Genomic DNA, 20,143 nt, shown 5'->3' on the forward strand with positions numbered 1-20,143 from the left:
CATCCACACGGGAAACCCGATGCACCAGCACCACGCGCCGTCCCATGAAACTCCCGTCGCCGGCGCAGCCGGCCGCCACCGCGGCCCGTTCGCGTGCATGGTCCTGGCGCTGCTGGTGGCCGTCGCGCCGCCCCTGGGCGCGCGTGAATGGTTCGTTTCAACCGAAGGCAGCGACAGCAACGATGGCAGCCGCGAGCGGCCGTTCCGGACCATCGGCCACGTGCTGTCTCCGGCGAACTACCTGGTCGGACACGGCGACACCGTGACCCTGCGCGCGCCTCCGGGCAACCGCACCTACAACGAGTGCGACGTGCGCCTGCGCGTGCGCCTGGTGCTGCGCTCGCATCCAGGCGAGCGCGCGCACATCCACTGCGACATCGCGACGCCAGAAACCGTGGTCGTACAGGTGGATCCCACAGCCTCGGGCAGCCGCATCAGCACGCTCGAGCTCAGCGGCGGCCGGGTCTACGGCGTGATGATGCAGACCAACTGGTACCAGGGCGGCCCCGCGAGCGAACACGGGGCCTCCAACGTCGTGCTGGAGGACCTGCTGATCCGCGACACCGGGCGCGACGGCATCAAGATCACGCCCAAGTCGGACAACGTGACGATCCGCCGCGTCGAGATCCGCAACACCGGGGCCGCCTATCCGCCGGGCACGCCGGTCGACGCGATGAACGCCGACGGCATCGACAACGTCAACGGCTCGGGCATGGTGGTGGAAGACAGCCACATCCACGACATCGCCACCACCGGCCTGTACTTCAAGGGCGGTGCCGCCGACGTGCTGATCCAGCGCAACCGGATCGAGAACACCGGCGTTGCCGGCATCCTGGTCGGCTTCGACACCAGCCCGGAGTACCTGGATCCCGAGGTGAATCCCGGCTGGTACGAGTCCGTGCGTGGGGTGGTCCGCAACAACCTGGTTCGCAACACCGGCTATTCGGGGATCGGGCTCTACGCGGCGAAGGATGCGCTGGTGGCCAACAACACCATCGTCGATGCCGGGCGCAGGGGCCATGCAGGGCTGTACTTCGGCATCGCCTTCCAGGACCGGGAGCCGCACGCCGGGCGCCCGCCCAGCGTCAATCCACGGCTGGTCAACAACCTGGTGGTGGGCAGCGGGCGCTGCGTCGAGATCCGCCATTCAAGCGAAATGGGTGGCCTGTCCGCGCTCGACGGAGATCCGGGCATGGACTACAACGCCTATCGCAATGGCTGCAGTTTCCTGGATGCGCGGCCCGGGAACGGTGACCCGCGCCTGACCCTGCCGCTGCCGTTCGTGCGCTGGAAGGACCAGTCGGGCAGCGATGCCCACGGCCTTTCGGGCGAGTTCCGCGTCGACGAAGACGGCCGGCTGCTTGCGACGGCAGCCGTCGCCGGGCCCGGGGTCCTGTTGGACGGCCTGGAGGACGACATCACCGGTTCGCTTCGCATCGGTGCGATGACCATCGGAGCGTTCGGCGCCGAGGTGCAGCCCGCGCCCGCAGTCGCGCCGGGCATTGCCCCGACCGGTGACGGCACGCCGGCAACCGACTCCGCTCCATCGGGCGAAGATGCCCGGACGCCTGCCGGCCCGGGCGGGGACGAAGCCTCCGCTGCGGCTGCACGCGGCCCGTGGGGCTCGTCGCTGGCCTGGGTGGCGCTTGCCGCAGCGCTGGCGCTGCTGCTTGCCGGTGCGGTGACCGCCTATCTGCTCCACCGTCGCAACGTCGCCGGTTGGCTGTTTTCCTGGCTGCGCCAGGACTGGCGCGCACCGGTGCCGGAGGGAACCACGCGGCACCTGCTGTTCTGCTTTGTCGATCACTACGAGCCGGGCTGGGGGCAGCCGGGTCATGAGCGCGAGTGCGAGCGCGTGGCGCGTTGGCAGCGCGACCTGCCGCGGCTGTGCGAGGGCCACCGCGACGCCGACGGCCGGCCGCCGGTGCATTCGTTCTTCTTTCCCGGCGACGAGTACCGCCCGGAGCACATCGATTCGCTGGTCGAGCTGTGCCGCATGGGGCTGGGCGAGATCGAGATCCATCTGCACCATCACGACGACACCGAGGCGACCCTGCGCGCCAAGCTTGCGGACTTCGCGGACACCCTGGCGTCGCGCCACGACGCGCTGCCACGCGACCCGGTGACCGGGCAGCCGCGCTGGGCGTTCATCCATGGCGACTGGGCACTCGACAACAGCCACCCGAGCGGAAATCACTGCGGGGTGGACAACGAGCTGACGGTGCTGCGCGAAGAGGGCTGCTACGCGGACTTCACCTTCCCCGCCGCTCCCGATCCCTGCCAGCCGCGCACGATCAACCGCATCTACCGCGCCACCGACGATCCGCTGAAGCCGAAGTCGCACGACACCGGCGAGCGCGTGCGCGTGGGCGGCAAGAGCGACGGCGACCTGATGATCATCCAGGGGCCGTTGGGCCTGCGCTGGAAGAGCCGCAAGTTCGGGCTGCTGCCGCGGATCGAGAACAGCGACATCCGCGCCGTGGCACCGCCCAGCCGCGACCGCATCGATGCCTGGGTCCAGACCGGCATCCACGTGGAGGGGCGGCCGGAGTGGACCTTCGTGAAGATCCACACGCACGGCGCCGAGGACTGCGACATGGACACCCTGCTGGGTGCGCCCATGGACCAGGCCTACGACTACCTCGAGTCGCGATACAACGACGGCCAGAAATGGAAGCTGCATTACGTGAGCGCACGCGAGATGTACAACATCGTGCGCGCGGCCGAGGACGGCCTGGCGGGCGACCCGAACCGCTGCCGCGACTACGAAGTGCCGCGGCCGGGCTACCGCGCGGCCGGCAAGGCGGTCAGTGGCGGTGCGATGGCCGAGCCACGCGCGGTGGCCTTGTGACCGGCACCGGAAAGGCCAGGACCATGGCGGAGGGGATTTGATGCGGGTTGGAATCATCGGCTGCGGCAAGATCGCCGACGGCCATGCCGAACAGCTGCGCGCGCTGGACGGCGTCGAACTCGTCGCCGCCTGCGACCGCGAGCCGCTGATGGTCGGGCAGTTCACCGATCGCTGGCCGGGCGTGGAGGGCTACACGGACGTGGCGGCCATGCTGGAAGCGCAGCGGCTGGATGTCGTGCACGTGGCCACGCCGCCGGACTCCCATGTCGCCCTGGCCTGCATGGCGCTGGACGCGGGCTGCCACGTGTTCGTCGAAAAGCCGTTCGCGCTCGACGCCCGCGGGGCCGCGGCGATCCTTGATTGCGCCGCGCGCAACGGCCGCAAAGCGTGCGTGAACTACCTCTACAATTTCGAGTCGCCGGCGCTCGCCCTCCACGGCCTCCTGGACCAGGACCGGCTTGGCGACGTGGTGCACATCGACACCAGCTACGGCTACAACCTCTCCGGCGACTACGGCATCGCGGTCATGTCCGATCCTGCGCACTGGGTGCATCGCCTGCCCGGCAAGCTGTTCCACAACGTCATCGACCATGTGCTGGCGAAGGTGGTGCCGTTCCTGCAGGGCCCGGTCGAGGTCCATGCGAGGGCGTGGCGGATGCGCCCCGACAGCGGCAGCGCGCTGGTCGATGCCATGCCCGACGAGCTGCGCTTCCTGCTTTCCGGCAGCAACGGCGTGACGGTGTCGGGCATGGTCAGCTCGCACGCACGCCCGGTGTCGCATGCGATGACCGTGCGCGGCACGCGCGACACCGTCGAGCTCGATTACGGCGCGCGGACGCTGGTGCGCAGCCAGCGCCAGGAGCAGCCCAGCGCGATCGGGCGGCTGTTCCCGGCCTGGGTGCAGTCGGCGCGTTTCGCGCGCAGCGGCCTTGGCAACCTCGCGGCGTTCGCACGCCACGATTTCCATTACTTCGAATGCATGCGGGTGCTGCTGCAGCGCTTCCACGAGTCGATCCGCGGCCTTGCGCCGGATCCGGTCCCGGCCGCGGAAATCCTGCAGGTGGCGACGCTGATCGACGCCATCGTGGATGCGGTGGGCCAGACGGAGGCGGGGCGATGAGGGTCCTGGTCACGGGCGCGGGCGGCTTCCTGGGGCGACACGTCGCGGCCAGCCTGCTGGAGCAGGGCGTGGACCAGCTGCGCCTGCACTTCCGCGGACGGCCGCCAGCGGGGCTGGTCGAGCAGCTGGCCGAACGCTTTCCCTCGGCGTCGATCGAGACCGTGGGCGCCAACCTGCTGTACCGCCACGACCTTGACCCGGCCACCGCCGGCGTGGATTGCGTGGTCCACGCCGCAGCCGGAATGCGCGGGTCGGCCGCCGACATGTTCGCCAACACCGTGGTCGGCACGCGCAACCTGCTCGATGCCAGCGTGGCCTCCGGCGTGCGCCGGCTGGTACTGGTGAGCTCGTTCTCGGTCTATCGCACCGAGGGACTGGCGACGGGCGCGGTCCACGACGAGTCGGTGCCGATCGAGGACGTCGGTATCTCCAAGGGTGCCTATGCGCACGCCAAGACGCGGCAGGAGCAGCTGGTCGATTCATACCGGCGAGCAGGCGGGTTGGAGACGGTGACCCTGCGTCCCGGCGTCATCTACGGGCCGGGTGCTGCCGGACCATCGTCGCGGGTCGGCATTTCGGCGATGGGCCTGTTCTTCAGCCTCGGCAGGCGCGCCGAACTGCCCCTGACCTACGTCGAGAACTGCGCCGACGCGATCGCGCTCGCGGCGCTACGGGCACCGGACGGCGCCGCATACAGCGTGGTGGATGACGACCTGCCCGACTGCGCGGACTACCTGCGCGGTTACCGTGCGCGGATGCGGGGGATACGCATGCTGCCGGTTCCGTACTGGGCCCTGCTGCTGGGGTCGCGCGGCCTGGTGGCGTACAACCGCCGTTCGAAGGGCCAGTTGCCTGCGGTGTTCACGCCCTACATCGTGCGCTCGATGTACCGGCGCTTCCGCCATTCCAATGCCGCGCTCAAGGCGCTTGGATGGACGCCGAAGGTCGCCACGGCGGAAGGCATGCGCAGGACGTTCGACGCCCTGGGCGACGGCGCGGAGCGCTAGGCGGCGCCGATCGCCTCCGCGTACAGCTCGTCGTAGCTTGCGCGCATGGCGTCGATCGAGGCGCTGTGGACCACCCAGGCACGCGCGGCCGAGCCCAGCGAAGCGCGCAGCTGCCGGTCCGCGAGCAGCTGCACCAGCGCTGCGCGCAGCGCCGCGCCGTCGTCGCTCGGGAACAACAGCCCGGTGCGGCCATGGCGCACGATTTCCGGGTTGCCGCCGACATCGCTGGCCAGTACCGGCAGCGCCGCCGCGCAGGCTTCCAGCAGCGCGATCGAAAGGCCCTCGGTGCGCGAGGGCAGGGCGAACACGTCCAGCGCCGGCAGCAGACGCCCGACGTCGTCGCGGGCGCCGGTGAACCGCACATGCGCTTCGATGCCGAGCACCCGTGCCCGGTCTTCGAGCGACGCGCGCATGGGTCCGTCGCCGATCAGCAATACGCGTACATCGGGAAACATGGCCGCCAGCGCCGGCACCTGGTCGAGGAGCAGGCGGTGGTTCTTGAGCTCTACCAGCCGGCCGACGCAGCCGATCACCAGCGCGTCGGCGGGCACTCCCAGCGCATCGCGCGCATCAGCGCGGTCTATGGCGCCTGGCGACGGCGGAACCGGTACGCCATTGCGCACCGCGACCACCCGGGCCGGTGGTGCGAGACCTTGCTCAACGAGGTGCTGCGCGACCTGGTCGCCGACCCCGGCCACGCGCGCGGTCCGCGTCAGCGAGAGCCTGTACAGCGCTCGCAGCCGCGGCCTGGAGAGCCGGCCACCCATGTTGTGGCAGGTGTTGACCAGCGTGGCGCGCGCACGCCCCGGCAGCGCGAGGGCCAGCGCTGCGTGGTAATTGGGCACGAAGTTGTGGCTGTGGACGATGCCGGTCTGCTTGTCTTTCATCGTGCGCAGAAGTCGCGCCAGCGGCGCGACGTCGAAGCCCGTACGCTTGCCGCCCTCGATCACCTGGATCCCGGCGCCGGTGAGTTCGGGCCCCAGGCCGGTGGCGTCCGTGAGGCTGAAGACGGCCACCGAGTGGCCATGGTCTCGCTGCGCGACCGCCAGATCCGCGACCACGCGCTCCAGGCCGCCGCACTCGAGCGAATCGACCACGTGCAGGATGGAGAGCCGGCCATCGCCCGCCTGGCGCGGCGCGGTGGCCATTGGTGCTGCGCTCACCGGCCAGACCGGACCGCGGCCTTGCGGGTGACGTAATAGACCCAGGGATCCAGGTGGCGCGCGGGATCGCGCCGGCCGCGCGCGTCGATCGTCACCGTATCCACGAAGCCCGCGGCGGACAGCGCCTCGCACTCGGCGGCCGGATCGACGTAGACGGTGAGCAGGGAATGGTCATAGCCTTCGTCGTTGACGACGGCATGGTCGCCTGCGAGGTATTGCCGGTCCTGCAGGCGCCTGCGGTTGCGGCGCCTGCGCAGCCCTGTGGCCAGCGTCCGCACGCTGCGGACCAGCATGCGGAGCGGATCAATGGTAGGCACGATCCGCGCGGGTGCCACCGGTGGCAGGCGGCCTTCCAGCACAGCGAGATTGTGCGATGAATACACGAACGCCCCGCCGGGACGAAGCACTCGGTACGCCGCGGCAAGGACCTGTTTCCGGTCAGTGTGGTCGATGTAATCGATGCCGTTGAACGAAAACAGCACCAGGTCGAAGCTTCCATCGGGGTATGCGGCCAACGAGCGCGCGTCGCCGACGCTGACGTCGGCATCCGGATAAAGCGCCCGACAGGCAGCGGCCATGTTTTCGGAAATGTCCAGCGCGCGGTAAGTCCGGGCTACTCCCTGCAGGTATCCCGTGGTGCGGCCACCGCCAACACCGACGTCAAGGACGTCTCCACGCACCAGCGGCCAGACCTCGCCGAGTGCCGCGAACTCTGCCGGCGTGAGGTAGTCGCGGGAGGCGAAGTCGTCAACGATTTCCTGCCGGCTGTAAGCGTCGTAGTACATGGTTCCTGAGCGCATGACCGCTGGGGCGCGCTTTTGTCGGAGTGTCTTGGACATGAAACGCGGAGGCCGGCCTGGAGAGGCCAATGGAGGCGCCAATGGAAGCGCGCAAGACGGGGTCGGGTGGCCGGATCGGGCCCGCATGCACGTTCTCAATGACAGCCACCTTCGCCCAGCGATCAACACTTTGGCACGCCAGCAGTCGAATCAGCTTTTCAGCGGTGTGTCCGCGTTCCGCGGCGCGATGATGGTCACGGGGTCGACCTACGTCACCTACGCGCTGGGCATGCTCACCAGCATCGTCATCGCGCGCACGCTCGGCCCGGACGATTTCGGACGCTATGCCTACGTGGTCTGGCTGGCGGGCCTGCTTGTGCTGGTGGTCAACAACGGCATCACCACGACCGCGATCCGCTTCGTGTCCGAAAGTCTCGGACGGGGCTCGGCAGAGGTCGCAGGCAGCGTGCACGGGTGGTTGTTGAAGCGCCAGCTTGCGAGCGCGGCGCTGGTGGGCATCGCTTTCCTGGTGTTCCTGCCTCAGTTCAAGCCCACCGGCTGGGAAAACGAAGGTCTGGGCCTGTTCGCGGTCGCCACGCTTGCCGCCGGCATGTGCAAGGCCTGGTTCATTTTCGATGTCTCCATCGCCAAGGGCCACGGCCACTACGGCATCGAGGCCGGGGCCACGGTAGCGATGAGCCTGCTCAACATCGGCGCGGTGCTGCTGTTGCTGTGGATGGGCGCGGGGCTGGAGGCATATGTCGTGCTGTTCGCGATCGTGGGTGCAGGCCATGCCATCGCCGGACGGACCCTCCGGCGCCGTGCCGACCTCCTGCCCAACTACACCCGGCTCGAGCCCGCACTGCAGCCGCGCGTGCGCAGCCACCTGTGGTGGACCGTGCTGCTGGTGCTTGCCTGGGCGCTGAGCAACAAGTCGATCGAGACGTTCTTGCTCAACCGCACCGTGGGTGCAGCTGCGGTGGGTTATTTCGCGATCGCAGCGGCGCTGACCCGGGGCGGCATCGACATGCTGTCCTCCGGCCTGGGCACCGTGCTGATGCCGATGATGTCGCACGCCTACGGTTCGGGTGGCAGCGAGCGCGTGGGACCCATCGTTGCCGGTGCCGTGCGCTATTACGCTGCTTTGGGCCTGCTGCTTGCCGGCGCCGGCGCGCTGGCCGCGCCCGCACTGGTCGTGCTGCTGTACGGCAATGCCTATGGCGAGGTGGTACTGCCGCTGCAGGTGATGGTGGTGGTCGGAGGGCTTACCCTCGCAGAGGGGGCCTTCGGCGCATTGCTGTCGACCACGGACAACCAGAAGCTGCGCGTTGGCTTTGTCGTGCTGTCGCTGGCGTTGACGGCATCACTGGCGATCTACCTCGTGCCGCGCCACGGCCTGGCCGGGGCGGTGCTGGCGCACGCGGTGTCTCGGATCCTGGTGTTCTCGGTCACCTCGGTCGGCATCACTTACCTGTTGGCCTTGCGCATGCCGTGGCGCGAACTGCTCCGGCTGATGGCCGCGGCGGCCACGGCGTTTGTGCCGGCGCTGGTGCTGGTGCGCGTGCTGCCGGCGTCCTGGGGCGGGCTGGTGGCGGCCGCGGCATACGTGCTGGTCTATGTCGCCGCAAGCGTGGCCTATCGCGCATGGCGGCGCGACGATGCCCGGGTCCTCGCCGGCCTGGGCGAGCGTTACCCGCGCCTGGCGGCATGGGGCGGCAGCTGGGCAATGCGCCTTGCCGGTGGAAGGGCCGCGCCGTGAGCCTGGTGTTCTGGAGCTGCGTGCTGCTGGTGGCGTTTACCTATGCCGGCTATCCGCTGTGCATGTTGCTGCTTGCGCGGATCGCGCCGCGTCCGGTCGCGGCCCGCGCGGACGCGGCGCTGCCGATGGTCAGCGTGGTGATGCCGGTGCATGACGCTGAGGCCGGCGTGGCAGCCAAACTGCGCAACCTGCTGGCGCTGGACTATCCAGACGAGCGCATCGAGGTGCTGGTCGCCTGCGACGGCTGCAGCGATGGCACGGCGGACGCCGCGCGCGGCATCGGGGATCCGCGCGTGCGCGTGCTGGAGTTCGCACAACGGCGCGGCAAGGCGAGCTGCCTGAACGATGCCGTGGCGTCGGCGCTCGGCGACGTGCTGTTGATGGTGGACGTCCGCCAGCGGATCGAGCCCGGCGCGCTGCGGGCGCTGGTGGCGCACCTTGCCGATCCCGCGGTGGGGGTCGTGGGCGGACAGCTCCGCTTCGAGGATCCCGATACCGGCTTCGCAGCCAGCGTCGATGCCTATTGGCGTTACGAATCGGCGATCCGCCAGGCGGAGGCGGCAAGTGGTTCCGTGGTCGGCGTAAGCGGTGCCTTGTACGCGATGCGCCGCACGCTGTTTCGCCCACTGCCGGCCGAGACAGTGCTTGACGACGTGCTGGTCCCCATGCGGGTGGCCGCGCAGGGCGCGCGCGTGACCTGGCAGCCGGCAGCAGTGGCTTGGGATCGTGCCTCGGATTCCGTGTCCGGCGAACGCGTGCGCAAGGTGCGCACCCTGGCCGGAAACCTGCAGCTGGTGCAGCTCGCGCCCTGGCTGCTGCATCCCGGTCGGAACCCGCTCTGGTTCCGCTTCGTCGGACACAAGTTGTTGCGCCTGGCGGCCCCGTGGGCGCTGCTGGCGATGGGCTTGGCAGCGCTGGTTCTGGCGCGCGGACATGCCTTCTACCTCGCCTGCGCGATTGCGGCTGTGGCGGGGGTCGCGCTGGTCGCGCTGGTTCCGCGCGTGCCGACGCTCGCGGCGGTGCCTCCGGTGCGCATGCTGGTCGCGTTCGTGCACATGAACCTGTTCGCGGCCCAGGCCCTGTTCGCCTTCGCACGCGGCCGCAGGCTGCACCTCTGGTGATCGTCTGATGCTCGCCTTTCTGTGCATTTCCCTCTACCTGCTGCTGGTGCTGCTGCGCCCGCAGGAGTATCCACAGATGGTGGATGCGGGCATCCCGCTGCTGCCGATCGCCCTGGTGAGTGCCCTGCTGGCGTGGCTGGGCTCGCGGGAAAAGCGTTTCGACGAGCCGCAGTACCTGATCCTGCCGGTGTTTGTGCTGATGACATCACTGTCAATCGCACTCAACGGATGGGTCGGCGGCGCGGTCGAGCACTTCACCTTGTTCGCCCCGAGCCTGGTCGCCTTCGTGGTCCTGGCCAATACCACCACCGCGCCCGGGCGCATGACCTGGGTGATGGTGGTGTTCACCGCCAGCGCCGCGGTGATGGCCGTGCACGGCGTTGACCAGAAGTCGACCGGCGTCGGCTGGACCGGCATGCCGCTGGTGGACGACGGACGCATCCAGTACCTCGGGATATTCAGCGACCCCAACGATCTTGCGATGCTGTTCGTGATCTGCCTGCCGATGGCCGTGTACCTGGCAAGTCGCGGCGGCTTGTTCGGCCTGCGCCGGATGCTGTGGCTGGGCGTGGCCGGGCTGCTGCTCTACGGCATCTACCTCACCAACTCCCGCGGCGGCATGTTGGCCGTGGCGGCGATGCTGGGCGTCTTCCTGTGGGTGCGGCGTGGTCCGGCAAGCGCGCTGGTGGTTGCGGTGGCGGGCCTGGTGGCAATGCGCCTGCTGCCTTCCCGACTGAACGAGCTCGACGTCACGGAGCGCTCGGCATCAGGGCGGGTGGAAGCCTGGTACGAAGGCATCCAGATGTTCATCGGCAGCCCGCTGTACGGCGTCGGCACCGGCAACTTCACCAACTATCACCACCTCACCGCGCACAATTCACTGGTCCTGGTGCTCGCCGAAAACGGAGTCATCGGCTTCGGGCTGTGGTTCGCCTTCATCGGCTACTGCTTCTGGATGATGGTGCGCATCCTGCGCGAGGCGCCGCAGGGGAGCTATCCGGGGCAGCGCTGGGCGTGGGACGACGCTGCGACAGGAGGCGGAGGTGAAGCTGAAGCTGAAGCTGAAGGTGAAGCCGCCGCACCCGCGTTCGATGCCGCCTGGGACATGGCCCTGGTCGAGCAGTGGCGCCGCGACCGCGCGGTTGCGACGGCGCTGCTGGTCTCGCTGGTGGGCTTCGCAGCCACGGCATTCTTCCTCAGCCGGAGCTATATCATCCTGCTCTACCTGCTGGCGGCGCTGGTGGTTGCGCACTTCACTGCGGTGCGGGAGCGCTTCCCGGCCGTGCCGGCCTTCCGCCTCAGCGGCGACATGTTCCGATGGGTGCTGCTGGCGGGCGTCGCTACGTTGGGCTTCTATGTGCTGCTCAGGATCCTGCTGGTGATGTCGTGACCATGCCGCGGATCGCGCTGGTTACGCCGAATCTCCCGGTACCGCACGACCTTGCGCGAGGGCGTTACATCCATGAGACCGCGCGCGCGCTTTCGCGGCTCGCCGATGTGCGCGTGTACTTCCCGCAGGTCCGCCATCCACGCCTGCCCGGACTGGCGCCCAGGACGTTCCTCGGCGGCATCGTCGGTCCCGGCTATGCGCTGGAGGGGATCGAACTCGAGTCCTACACCTATCCGGGGTTCCCCGGCCTTTCTCGCGCAAGCAACGGTCTGGTCGGCGGCCGTGCGCTGGCCCCGAGGCTGCGCCGCTTCGCCCCGGACATCGTGCTCGCATACTGGGTCTATCCCGACGGCCACGCCGCCCTGCATGCGGCCCGGGCGCTCGGCGTACCGTGCATCGTCGGCGGGCGCGGCTCCGACATCCACATGCGATCGGGCGTGTCGGCCTGGCTGACCCGGAAGACGCTCCATGGCGCCGACGCGGTGCTGACCGTGAGCCAGGCCATGCGTCGAGCCGTGATCGACGACTTCGGCGTGGATGCGGGCACGGTCCGCACGATCGTCAACGGTGTCGACACCGCGGTTTTCCAGCCGCGCGATCGGCAAGCGGTGCGGGGGCGGCTCGGCATCGACCCGCGGGCGAAGCTCGTGACCTACGTTGGCCGCTTGATCGAGTCCAAGGGCATGCAGGAGCTGCTCGAAGCGTTCTCCGCGGTCCATGCCCGTGATCCGGAAGCCATGCTTGCCCTGGTGGGCGACGGCGTCATGCGCGAACGGCTTGCGGGAATGGTGGCGGCGAGCGGCCTGTCCGCACGCGTACGCATGACCGGGGGCGTGGGGCCCGAACAGGTCGCGGAGTGGATCGCGGCGTCCGACGTGCTCACATTGCCAAGCTGGTCGGAGGGCTATCCGAACGTGCTGGTGGAAGCCTTGGCCTGCGGTTGCCCGGTAGTCGCCACCGATGTTGGCGGCTCCGGAGAGATCGTCGCCGCAGGGTCGGGGATCCTGGTGCCGGTGCGCGACCCTGTGCGGCTTGCAGAGGCGCTGGATGAAGCACTGGCCCGCACCTGGGATCACGCGGCGATCGCGCGCGCGATGGCGCGAAGCTGGGACGACGTGGCGCGCGAGACGCTGTCCGCCTGCACGGACGTGCTCGCGGCCCGCACCGCCATGCGCCCGCGCCCCCGGTCCGCGGGCGTGTGCTGAACGTCGCCGTCCGGAACATGGAGGAATTTCCGTTTCTCAAGTCGACACGGGGAGATCCGGCGCGCACGGGCGTGCCGCACGGAGCCCGTCACCCAGCAGAGGCGCGCGAGACGCAATGGATTACAAGGCGACCATCAAGCCGTTCATCCTGAGCAATTTCCTGTTCACAGACGACAGCGGTGCCGTTGCCGACGACACCTCGCTGATCCGGGGCGGCATCGTCGACTCCACGGGGATCCTGGAGCTGATCGAGTTCCTCGAGTCGGCCTATGACATCCGGGTGAGCCCGGAGGAAATGGTGCCGGCCAATTTCGACAGCATCGACAGCATCAGCATCTTCCTCGGCCGCAAGACGGCGGGCGGCGTGCAGTGATCACGCTTGCCGACCGCCTGCTGGCCACGTCGGCACGCAGGCCGTCGGCAGCCGCCATCGGCGACGGCGAATGCCGGGCGGACTATGCCGCGCTGGCGGCATCGGCGCTGCGCTTCGCCGGGGTGCTGCGGGCCCGCGGCGTCGTTGCCGGGGACCGCGTGGCGCTGGTGCTGCCCAACCGCTACGAGGCCGTCGTGGCCTGCTATGGCGCCTGGCTTGCCGGCGCCGTGGTGGTGCCGCTCAACGCTCAGGCCAGCAGGCGCGAGCTGGCGGCATGGCTTGCGCACTGCGAGCCGGCGCTGGTGCTGGCGGTGTCGGGCGATGCGGAAGCGGAGGCGGCGCTCGAGCTCAAGGTGGCCCCGGATCGCCGGATGCTGCTGGGGCCGCGCAGCCACGCGGGCTGGCCCGAAGCGGCGGCGCCTTCGCCGGCGGAGCTGCCGGCAGGGCCCGGCGTCGGCAGCGATCTCGCAATGATCATGTACACCTCGGGTACCACCGGTGCGCCCAAGGGCGTGACCCTTTCCCACGCCAACGTCGCGGCCAACGTCGGCGCCGTGGTCGCGGACCTGGGCCTCGCCGCGGACGACTGCACGGTGAGCGTCCTCCCGTTCTATTACTCGTACGGTGCCTCGGTGCTGCACACGCATCTTGCCGCCGGCGCGCACGTGGTGCTTGAGCCGAACCTGGTGTTCCCGCACCTGGTGGTCGGCACGCTGGAGAGGGAAGGGGCCACCGGCTTTTCGGGCGTGCCCTCGACCTTCGCCCTGCTGCTGGAGCGCGGCGCGCTGGAGGGCTGCGCGCTGCCGCGGCTGCGCTACCTGACCCAGGCCGGCGGCGCGATGACGGTGGCCCTGGCCCGGCGCCTGCGCCAACGCCTGCCCGGCGTGCGCCTGCACATCATGTACGGCCAGACCGAGGCCACCGCGCGCCTGGCCTCGGTGCCACCGGCGCGCCTGGACGACAAGCCCGGTTCCGCCGGACGCCCGATCCGCGACGTGCGCCTGCAGGTCCGCGACGAGGCCGGAATCGTGTTGCCCGCAGGGGTCGAAGGCGAGGTCTGGGCGGCCGGTCCCGGGATCATGTGCGGCTACTGGCGCGACCCGGCCGCCAGCGCGCTGGCCCTGCGCGCGGGATGGCTGCGCACCGGCGACATCGGCCGCATGGATGCCGAGGGCTATCTGTTCCTGGCTGGTCGCCGCAGCGACATGATCAAGACCGGCGCGCATCGCGTGCATCCGCTGGACGTCGAGGAAGCATTGCTCGAACACCCCGGCATCGCCGAAGTCGCGGTGGTGGGCGTTCCGGACGACGTCCTCGGCCAGGTCGTCAGTGCCTGGGTGGTCAGGCGCGACCCGGACCTGTGCGAGAACGCCATCCGCGCCCACTGCCGCGGCCGACTGGCCCCTTACAAGATCCCGCGGCGCGTCGACTTCGTGTCGGCGCTGCCGCGCACCGCATCCGGCAAGGTCAGGCGCGCCAGCCTGGCCCGGCCGGAACACCTGGAGGCGACACCGTGAGCGAACTGGACTATGGCGTCCTGGACATCGACCTGGAGGCAGAGGCCGACCGGATTGCTGCGTGGCTGCGCGAAAGCACGGCCAGGCGCCTGCATCGGCGTGGCCTGGTGGTCGCGATATCCGGGGGCATCGACTCCTCGTGCTGTGCGGCGCTGGCGGTGCGCGCACTGGGGCCGGAGCGGGTGGTCGGGCTGATCCTTCCCGAGCGCGACTCCTCGGACGACAGCGCGGGGCGCGCCGGGGTGCTGGCCTCACACCTGGGGATCCGCGTCGAGACCGTCGACATCGCGCCGGCACTGGAAGCCATCGGCTGCTATCGCGAGCGCGACGCCGCGGTGCGACGCGCGCTGCCGGGCTACGGCGAGGGCTGGCGCTTCAAGATCGTCATCGACGGCGGCACGCAGGGGCGGATCAACGTGTTCCGCCTGGTCGCGGAAGATCCCGCCGGCAGCCGGCACGACTGCGTGCTTGGGCTCTCGGAATACCTGCAGATCGTCGCGGCCACCAACTACAAGCAGCGCATCCGCAAGACCATCGAGTACTACCACGCCGACCGCCTCAACTACGCGGTGGTGGGCACGCCGAACCGTCTGGAATACGACCAGGGTTTCTTCGTCAAGAATGGCGACGGCTCGGCCGACATCAAGCCGATCGCACACCTGTACAAGACCCAGGTCTATGCCATGGCGCGACACCTCGGGCTGCCCGAACGCGTCTGCGCGGCCGTCCCGACCACCGACACCTACAGCCTTGCGCAGGGCCAGGACGAGTTCTATTTCGCACTGCCCTACCGCGAGATGGACCTGGCGCTCTGGGCGCTTGAACACGACCGTCCCGCGGAAGAGCTCGGGCGCGCCCTGGGCATCGGCGCCCTGGAGGCAGCCGCGGTCTATGCGGATATAGAGAACAAGCGGCGCACCACGCGCTACCTGCACGAGCGCCCGCTGGTCCTGCGCGAGCCGCGGGCGCTGGAGGAGGTGGCGGCTTGAACCTGGAGTCGACGGCCGTGGTTCCCGCCTACAGGATCTGCCACGGCCAGCATGGGGTCGGCGACCCCCGCGGGGCCGCGATCGCCGCTTGGCGAGGCAGTCTTGGCGATGATGATGCCCTGCTGGGCGCGCGTTACGACGCCATGTGCCTGCATTCGCCCTTCGGACGGCCCGTGCTCCGTTTCGTCGAGCACGTGGACGATGGCATCGTCGGCCTGCTTGCCCTGGCCCCGCGCAGGATGCGCGCCGGTGGGCGCGAACTTCTGGCCGGCGTGCTGTCGCATCTCGCGATCCATCCGCGCCACCGGTCGCTGGGGCCGGCGCTGATGCTGCTCGAGTCCGTCCTTGCAGCCGCCGAACAGCACTTCGATCTCGTCTACGGAATACCCAACGCGAGCCAGGGCGCCAACGCCGCCCTGAGGCGGGCAGGTCTTCGTCCTCTGGCCGGCATGGAGCGAAGCGTGCGTATCGTCCGCCACGGACACTATCTGGCGCGTCGGCTGCCGCGTCTGCTGGCAATGCCGGCACGCGTGGCGGGCCTCGCGGTGGACGGCGGCGACGCGATCATGGCTGCCTGGCGTCGACTGGCTGGTCCGCGAATGCGCGCGCGCTGGGCCGACCGCCTGGAGCCGGCAATGGATGAGGTCTGGTCGGGCGCACGCGAGCACCCGGCGCTTACCGCGGTGCGCGACGAAACGATGTTGCGCTGGCGTTTCGACCAGGGCGTGGGCATGCGCATTCGCTACCTGCTGGTGGAGGATGAAACAGGTCGCGTGCAGGCATGGTTCGCCTGCGGCACGGAGCCGCTGTGGCCCCACATCCTCGAGGTGCACGATTTCTGGTCGATGGATGCCTGCGACGGAATTTCGCCCGCGCCGCTGCGCGTGCTGTTGCGCGAGGCGAGGCGGCAGGGTTACGCAGCGGTCGGTCTGCGTGCGGCCGTTGGTGCCGGCGCAGCCGCGCCATGGCGCGCGTGCGGCTTCCGACCCCGTGGAGAGCAACAGGTGGTCGTGCGCTGGATCGATCCCGGGCTGGCTGCGGATCCACCGCCGCTCCATCTGACCTATATCGACCAGGACGGTTGAACGATGCCGATGAATGAAGCCATCCACGAGGCAACGATGTCGGAGTCCTGGAGCCGGGACTCCAGCTTGCGTGGCGAACTGCTGCCGCTGGACCGGTGCCCGGACCTCGCGGTGGACTGGGTCGCGCTGCAGGACGCGGTCGCCTGCTCGCCGTTCGCAAGCTGGCGCTGGGTGTCCACCTGGCTGGAGCACCTGCCGGCGGGAATCCGGCCGATGGTGTTCCGCGCACGCGATGCAGGCGGTGGCGTGGCCGCACTGGCGTTGCTTGTGGACGCTCCGGAGCAGGGCCGTGCGCGCTGGCTGGGGCGGCGGTCGTGGCATCTCCAGGAGACCGGGGATGCGGAAGTCGACGAGATCACGATCGAATATGCAGGCCTGCTCGCCAGGCCCGGGTGCCTGCCGGCCGCCTGGCGTGCGCTGTTCGATGCGCTCGACCGGCTGCCGCGTGACTGGCGCCGGCTGCGCGTCTCGACGTCGGAGCAGGGCGAGGCCATCGCCGCGGCCCTGCCGCAGGACATGCTGGCGACGAGCGTGCGCTCGCGGCCCTGCTACCAGGTCGACCTCCAGGTGGTGCGCGAAGCGCCGGGTGGCTATCTCGAAGTCCTGGGCCGCAAGGCGCGCGGCTCGCTGCGGCAGACCCTGCGTGCCTACGACTCGCTGGGGCCGCTGCGCGCCGAAGCGGCGGCGGACACGCGCGTCGCGCTGGACTGGTTCGACGCCTTCGAGCAGCTCCACACGCAGCACTGGCAGTCACGCGGCGCCGGCGGCTGCTTCGCCAGCCCCTTCTTCCGGCGCTTCCACCGTGCGCTGATCGAGCGTTCAAGCGACGAAGGCTTCGCGCGCATGGTCCGCGTGACGGCCGGCGATGCGCTGGTCGGCTATCTCTACAACCTCGGTTGGCAGGACAAGGTCTACTACTACAACGCGGGGATGAACTACGGTCTCCTGCGGCGCCATGACCGGCCGGGCATCGCCTCCCTGTACGCGGTGGTCGAGCAGGCCGCGGCCGCCGGCGAGCTGGTCTTCGACTTCCTTGCCGGCGACCAGGAATACAAGCGCAGGCTGGCGAGCACGGAGCTCATGCTGCATTCGATCGACGTGCGTCGATCGGGCATGCGGGCAACGGCCGAACGCATCGGCGCCGGAATTGCCCAGCGCGGGACCCTGGGGGTTCCCCTCGGCGAGGCGCTGGCGACCATGCCACCCGCGCCATCCACACAGGAGGCCTGACGCCATGGACACGGTCAATGTGGCGGCAAGCGTGCGCAAGGTGCTCTACCACCATCGCACCCAGGGCAAGGCGGTGGAAGGCGTGCATATCCGCGGGATCACCGACGCGCTGCGCCGCGAAGGCGTGGACGTGGACGTGGTGTCGCTGCCCGGTGCGGATCCCTATGCATCGCCCGGCGCGATGTCTCCGACGCGGCAGGCTCGGCCCTGGATGAAGCTGGTGACCGGGTTGCCCGAGCCGCTCTTCGAACTCGCCGAACTCGCCTACAACCTGGTCGCCGGCTGGCGCGTGCTGGGCTGGCTCCGGCGCAACCCGGATGTCGACTTCATCTACGAGCGCTATGCGCTGTTCATGTACGCCACGATCTGGCTGGCGCGGCGGCGCGGCGTGCCGATCATCCTGGAAGTCAACGACTCGGCCATCGTCGAGCGCGTGCGCCCGCTGTCGCTGCGCCGCCTGGCCATGGCGATCGAGCGCCGCGCCTTCCGCGACGCCGACGGCCTGGTCTTCGTGTCCAGCGTGTTCCGCGACCGCGCGCGTGCGGTACATCCGGACATGGCACCGGCGATCGTCACGCCGAACGCGGCCGACATCGCCAAGTTCTCGTTCACTGCGGAGCAGCGCGCGCAGGCGCGCGGACGCCTGGGGCTCGATGGCAGCGTAGTCTGCGGCTACCTCGGGGCGTTCGTGCCCTGGCACGCGATCGATGCCTTCGTGCACCGCATCGCCGGTCGCCTGGCCTCGGCGCCCGGACTCAAGCTGCTGCTGGTCGGCGATGGCGCGACGTACCCGGCCCTGCGCGCCTTCGTGGAGGAACGCGGGCTGTCGCGGCAGGTGGTACTGACCGGCCGCGTCGCGCACGACGAAGTGCCCGGGCTGCTGTCGGCAATGGACATGGCGATCCTGCCCAGCGCCGGCGACTACACCTCACCGGTGAAGCTGTTCGAATTCATGGCCTGCGCCGTGCCGCCTGTGGCGCCAGACTTCGAGCCGATCCGCGAGGTGCTTGAAGAGGGCACGACCGGCTGGATGTTCCCGGCCGGTCACCTCGACGCGGCGGTCGACGCCGTCATCGCGCGCAGCCGCGCGCCGGAAGACCTTGCGCGCGTGGGCGGCAATGCCCGCCGGCGCGTGGCCGAACGCCACCAGTGGCGGAACAACATCCTGCAGCTGGTGGATTTCCACCACCGCCTGCAGGCAACACGGGATCCTGGGACTTGAACATCGAACGCGCCCACCCGGGCATGCTTGCCTGGCCGGTCGATGCGGCCGGTGAACTGATGATCGGCGGCCGGCCGCTGTCGCGGGTGGTGGCCGAGGTCGGCCGCACGCCGTGCTATCTCTATGACCGCGCGCGCATCGCCGGGAGGATGCACGGCCTGCGCGGCGTCCTGCCCGACACCGTTCGCGTGCACTACGCGATGAAAGCCAACCCGATGCCGGCGCTGGTGGGCCACATGGTGAGCCTGGCCGACGGGATCGACGTCGCATCGGCCGGCGAACTCCGCATAGCCCTGGATGCCGGCGCCGATCCGATGCACGTGTCCTTCGCCGGCCCCGGAAAATCCGCCGCCGAGCTCGGCCAGGCGCAGGCGGCCGGGGTGCTGGTCAACATCGAGGCCTTCCGCGAGATCGACATCCTGGCGCGCGCCGCCGCGGCCACCGGCACGCCCGCGCGCGTGGCGCTGCGCGTCAACCTGCCGTTCGAGCTCAAGGCCTCCGGCATGAAGATGACCGGTGGTGCGCGGCAGTTCGGCATCGATGCCGAGGAGGTCCCCACCGCGCTGCGGGCGATCGCCGCGGCGGGGCTGGCCTTCGAAGGCTTCCACATGTTCGCCGGCTCGCAGAACCTGCGCCACGCCGCCATCGTCGAGGCGCAGTCGCGCAGCTACGAGCTGGCCATGGAATGGGCCGGCCTGCTGCCGGCGCCGCTGCGCAGCCTGAACCTGGGGGGTGGCTTCGGAATCCCGTATGCCGCCAACGAGTCGGCGCTCGATGTCGGACCGGTGGCAGAAAACCTGGCCGGCCTGGCCGCGCGCCTTTGCGACGACGCGCCCGGCGCGCACCTCGTGATCGAGCTGGGCCGCTACCTGGTGGGCGACGCCGGCCTGTACGTGGCGCGCGTGGTCGATCGCAAGGTCTCGCGCGGCCAGGTGTTCCTCGTGGTCGACGGCGGCATGCACCACCATCTCGCGGCATCGGGCAACTTCGGCCAGGTCATGCGCCGTAACTACCCGGTCGCGGTCAACGGCCGCACCGGCGCCTTCGAGACCGCCAGCGTGGTCGGCCCCCTGTGCACCCCGCTGGACCTGCTCGGGGACCGCATGGAGCTCGGAGTCGCCGAGCCGGGCGATCTGGTGGTGGTGTTCCAGTCCGGCGCCTACGGTCGCAGTGCCAGCCCGCGCGACTTCCTCGGGCATCCCGACGCCGCCGAAGCGCTGGTCTGAGACTGGATCAGGCGGTGGCGGTGGCGGCTTCGGAGGCTGGCGCCGGGGCCGCGGTCGTGGGGGGGACAAACGCGGCACCCCGTTCCCCCACACCCACGCACCACAC

At 69.8% G+C, this 20,143-nt stretch carries 16 protein-coding genes; 14 read left to right on the forward strand and 2 right to left on the reverse strand.

Annotated features, from left to right (window positions below; translation table 11 throughout):
* Positions 1–19 precede the first annotated feature (19 nt).
* From WCE37_RS02535 to WCE37_RS02545, 3 genes are read left to right on the forward strand one after another with little or no spacing between them, the layout of a single operon-like run.
* Entirely contained in the window at positions 20–2,851 is a 2,832-nt protein-coding gene (locus WCE37_RS02535) for a right-handed parallel beta-helix repeat-containing protein (RefSeq protein ID WP_343277990.1), read from the forward strand.
* 40 nt (positions 2,852–2,891) lie between these two features.
* Positions 2,892–3,971: a Gfo/Idh/MocA family oxidoreductase gene (locus WCE37_RS02540; protein ID WP_343277991.1), complete on the forward strand. Its 1,080-nt coding sequence runs from the start codon at positions 2,892–2,894 to the stop codon at positions 3,969–3,971.
* Positions 3,968–4,978 (forward strand): NAD-dependent epimerase/dehydratase family protein, encoded by a 1,011-nt coding sequence (locus WCE37_RS02545; RefSeq protein WP_343277992.1) that lies wholly within the window; start codon positions 3,968–3,970, stop codon positions 4,976–4,978. The genes WCE37_RS02540 and WCE37_RS02545 overlap by 4 nt, the downstream gene beginning before the upstream one ends.
* On the opposite strand, the gene WCE37_RS02550 is transcribed toward WCE37_RS02545, so the two are convergent.
* Together WCE37_RS02550 and WCE37_RS02555 are read right to left on the reverse strand one after the other, a co-directional pair.
* A complete protein-coding gene (locus tag WCE37_RS02550; protein WP_343277993.1) occupies positions 4,975–6,141 on the reverse strand; it encodes a glycosyltransferase in 1,167 nt (388 codons plus the stop codon). The genes WCE37_RS02545 and WCE37_RS02550 overlap by 4 nt on opposite strands.
* A complete protein-coding gene (locus tag WCE37_RS02555) occupies positions 6,138–6,941 on the reverse strand; it encodes a class I SAM-dependent methyltransferase (RefSeq protein WP_343277994.1) in 804 nt (267 codons plus the stop codon). Before WCE37_RS02555 ends, WCE37_RS02550 begins: the two co-directional genes overlap by 4 nt.
* Positions 6,942–7,065: 124 nt before the next feature.
* Here WCE37_RS02555 and WCE37_RS02560 point away from each other — a divergent pair, with 124 nt between their 5' ends.
* The 11 genes from WCE37_RS02560 (at position 7,066) to WCE37_RS02610 (ending at position 20,037) form a co-directional block, all read left to right on the forward strand.
* Positions 7,066–8,679, forward strand: a complete 1,614-nt coding sequence (locus tag WCE37_RS02560; RefSeq protein ID WP_343277995.1) for an oligosaccharide flippase family protein — start codon at positions 7,066–7,068, stop codon at positions 8,677–8,679.
* A complete protein-coding gene (locus WCE37_RS02565; RefSeq protein ID WP_343277996.1) occupies positions 8,676–9,800 on the forward strand; it encodes a glycosyltransferase family 2 protein in 1,125 nt (374 codons plus the stop codon). Before WCE37_RS02560 ends, WCE37_RS02565 begins: the two co-directional genes overlap by 4 nt.
* A 7-nt stretch (positions 9,801–9,807) precedes the next feature.
* Positions 9,808–11,190, forward strand: a complete 1,383-nt coding sequence (locus WCE37_RS02570; RefSeq protein ID WP_343277997.1) for an O-antigen ligase family protein — start codon at positions 9,808–9,810, stop codon at positions 11,188–11,190.
* Positions 11,191–11,192: 2 nt separating this feature from the next.
* Positions 11,193–12,395, forward strand: a complete 1,203-nt coding sequence (locus tag WCE37_RS02575; RefSeq protein WP_343277998.1) for a glycosyltransferase — start codon at positions 11,193–11,195, stop codon at positions 12,393–12,395.
* Positions 12,396–12,510: 115 nt separating this feature from the next.
* Positions 12,511–12,768: an acyl carrier protein gene (locus tag WCE37_RS02580; RefSeq protein ID WP_343254857.1), complete on the forward strand. Its 258-nt coding sequence runs from the start codon at positions 12,511–12,513 to the stop codon at positions 12,766–12,768.
* On the forward strand, positions 12,765–14,285 hold the full coding sequence (locus WCE37_RS02585) for a class I adenylate-forming enzyme family protein (protein WP_343277999.1): 1,521 nt from the start codon (positions 12,765–12,767) through the stop codon (positions 14,283–14,285). Before WCE37_RS02580 ends, WCE37_RS02585 begins: the two co-directional genes overlap by 4 nt.
* Entirely contained in the window at positions 14,282–15,274 is a 993-nt protein-coding gene (gene nadE / locus WCE37_RS02590) for an NAD(+) synthase (protein WP_343278000.1), read from the forward strand. The genes WCE37_RS02585 and nadE overlap by 4 nt, the downstream gene beginning before the upstream one ends.
* Entirely contained in the window at positions 15,271–16,359 is a 1,089-nt protein-coding gene (locus WCE37_RS02595; protein ID WP_343278001.1) for a hypothetical protein, read from the forward strand. Before nadE ends, WCE37_RS02595 begins: the two co-directional genes overlap by 4 nt.
* A 9-nt stretch (positions 16,360–16,368) precedes the next feature.
* Positions 16,369–17,589: a GNAT family N-acetyltransferase gene (locus tag WCE37_RS02600; protein WP_343278002.1), complete on the forward strand. Its 1,221-nt coding sequence runs from the start codon at positions 16,369–16,371 to the stop codon at positions 17,587–17,589.
* A gap of 4 nt (positions 17,590–17,593) precedes the next feature.
* Positions 17,594–18,811, forward strand: coding sequence for a glycosyltransferase family 4 protein (locus WCE37_RS02605; RefSeq protein WP_343278003.1), 1,218 nt, complete (start codon positions 17,594–17,596; stop codon positions 18,809–18,811).
* Complete coding sequence (locus WCE37_RS02610) at positions 18,808–20,037, forward strand: pyridoxal-dependent decarboxylase, exosortase A system-associated (protein ID WP_343278004.1); 1,230 nt, start codon at positions 18,808–18,810, stop codon at positions 20,035–20,037. The genes WCE37_RS02605 and WCE37_RS02610 overlap by 4 nt, the downstream gene beginning before the upstream one ends.
* Positions 20,038–20,143: the final 106 nt, after the last annotated feature.

The organism is Luteimonas sp. MJ250, from assembly GCF_039548455.1.
GTDB lineage: Bacteria > Pseudomonadota > Gammaproteobacteria > Xanthomonadales > Xanthomonadaceae > Luteimonas.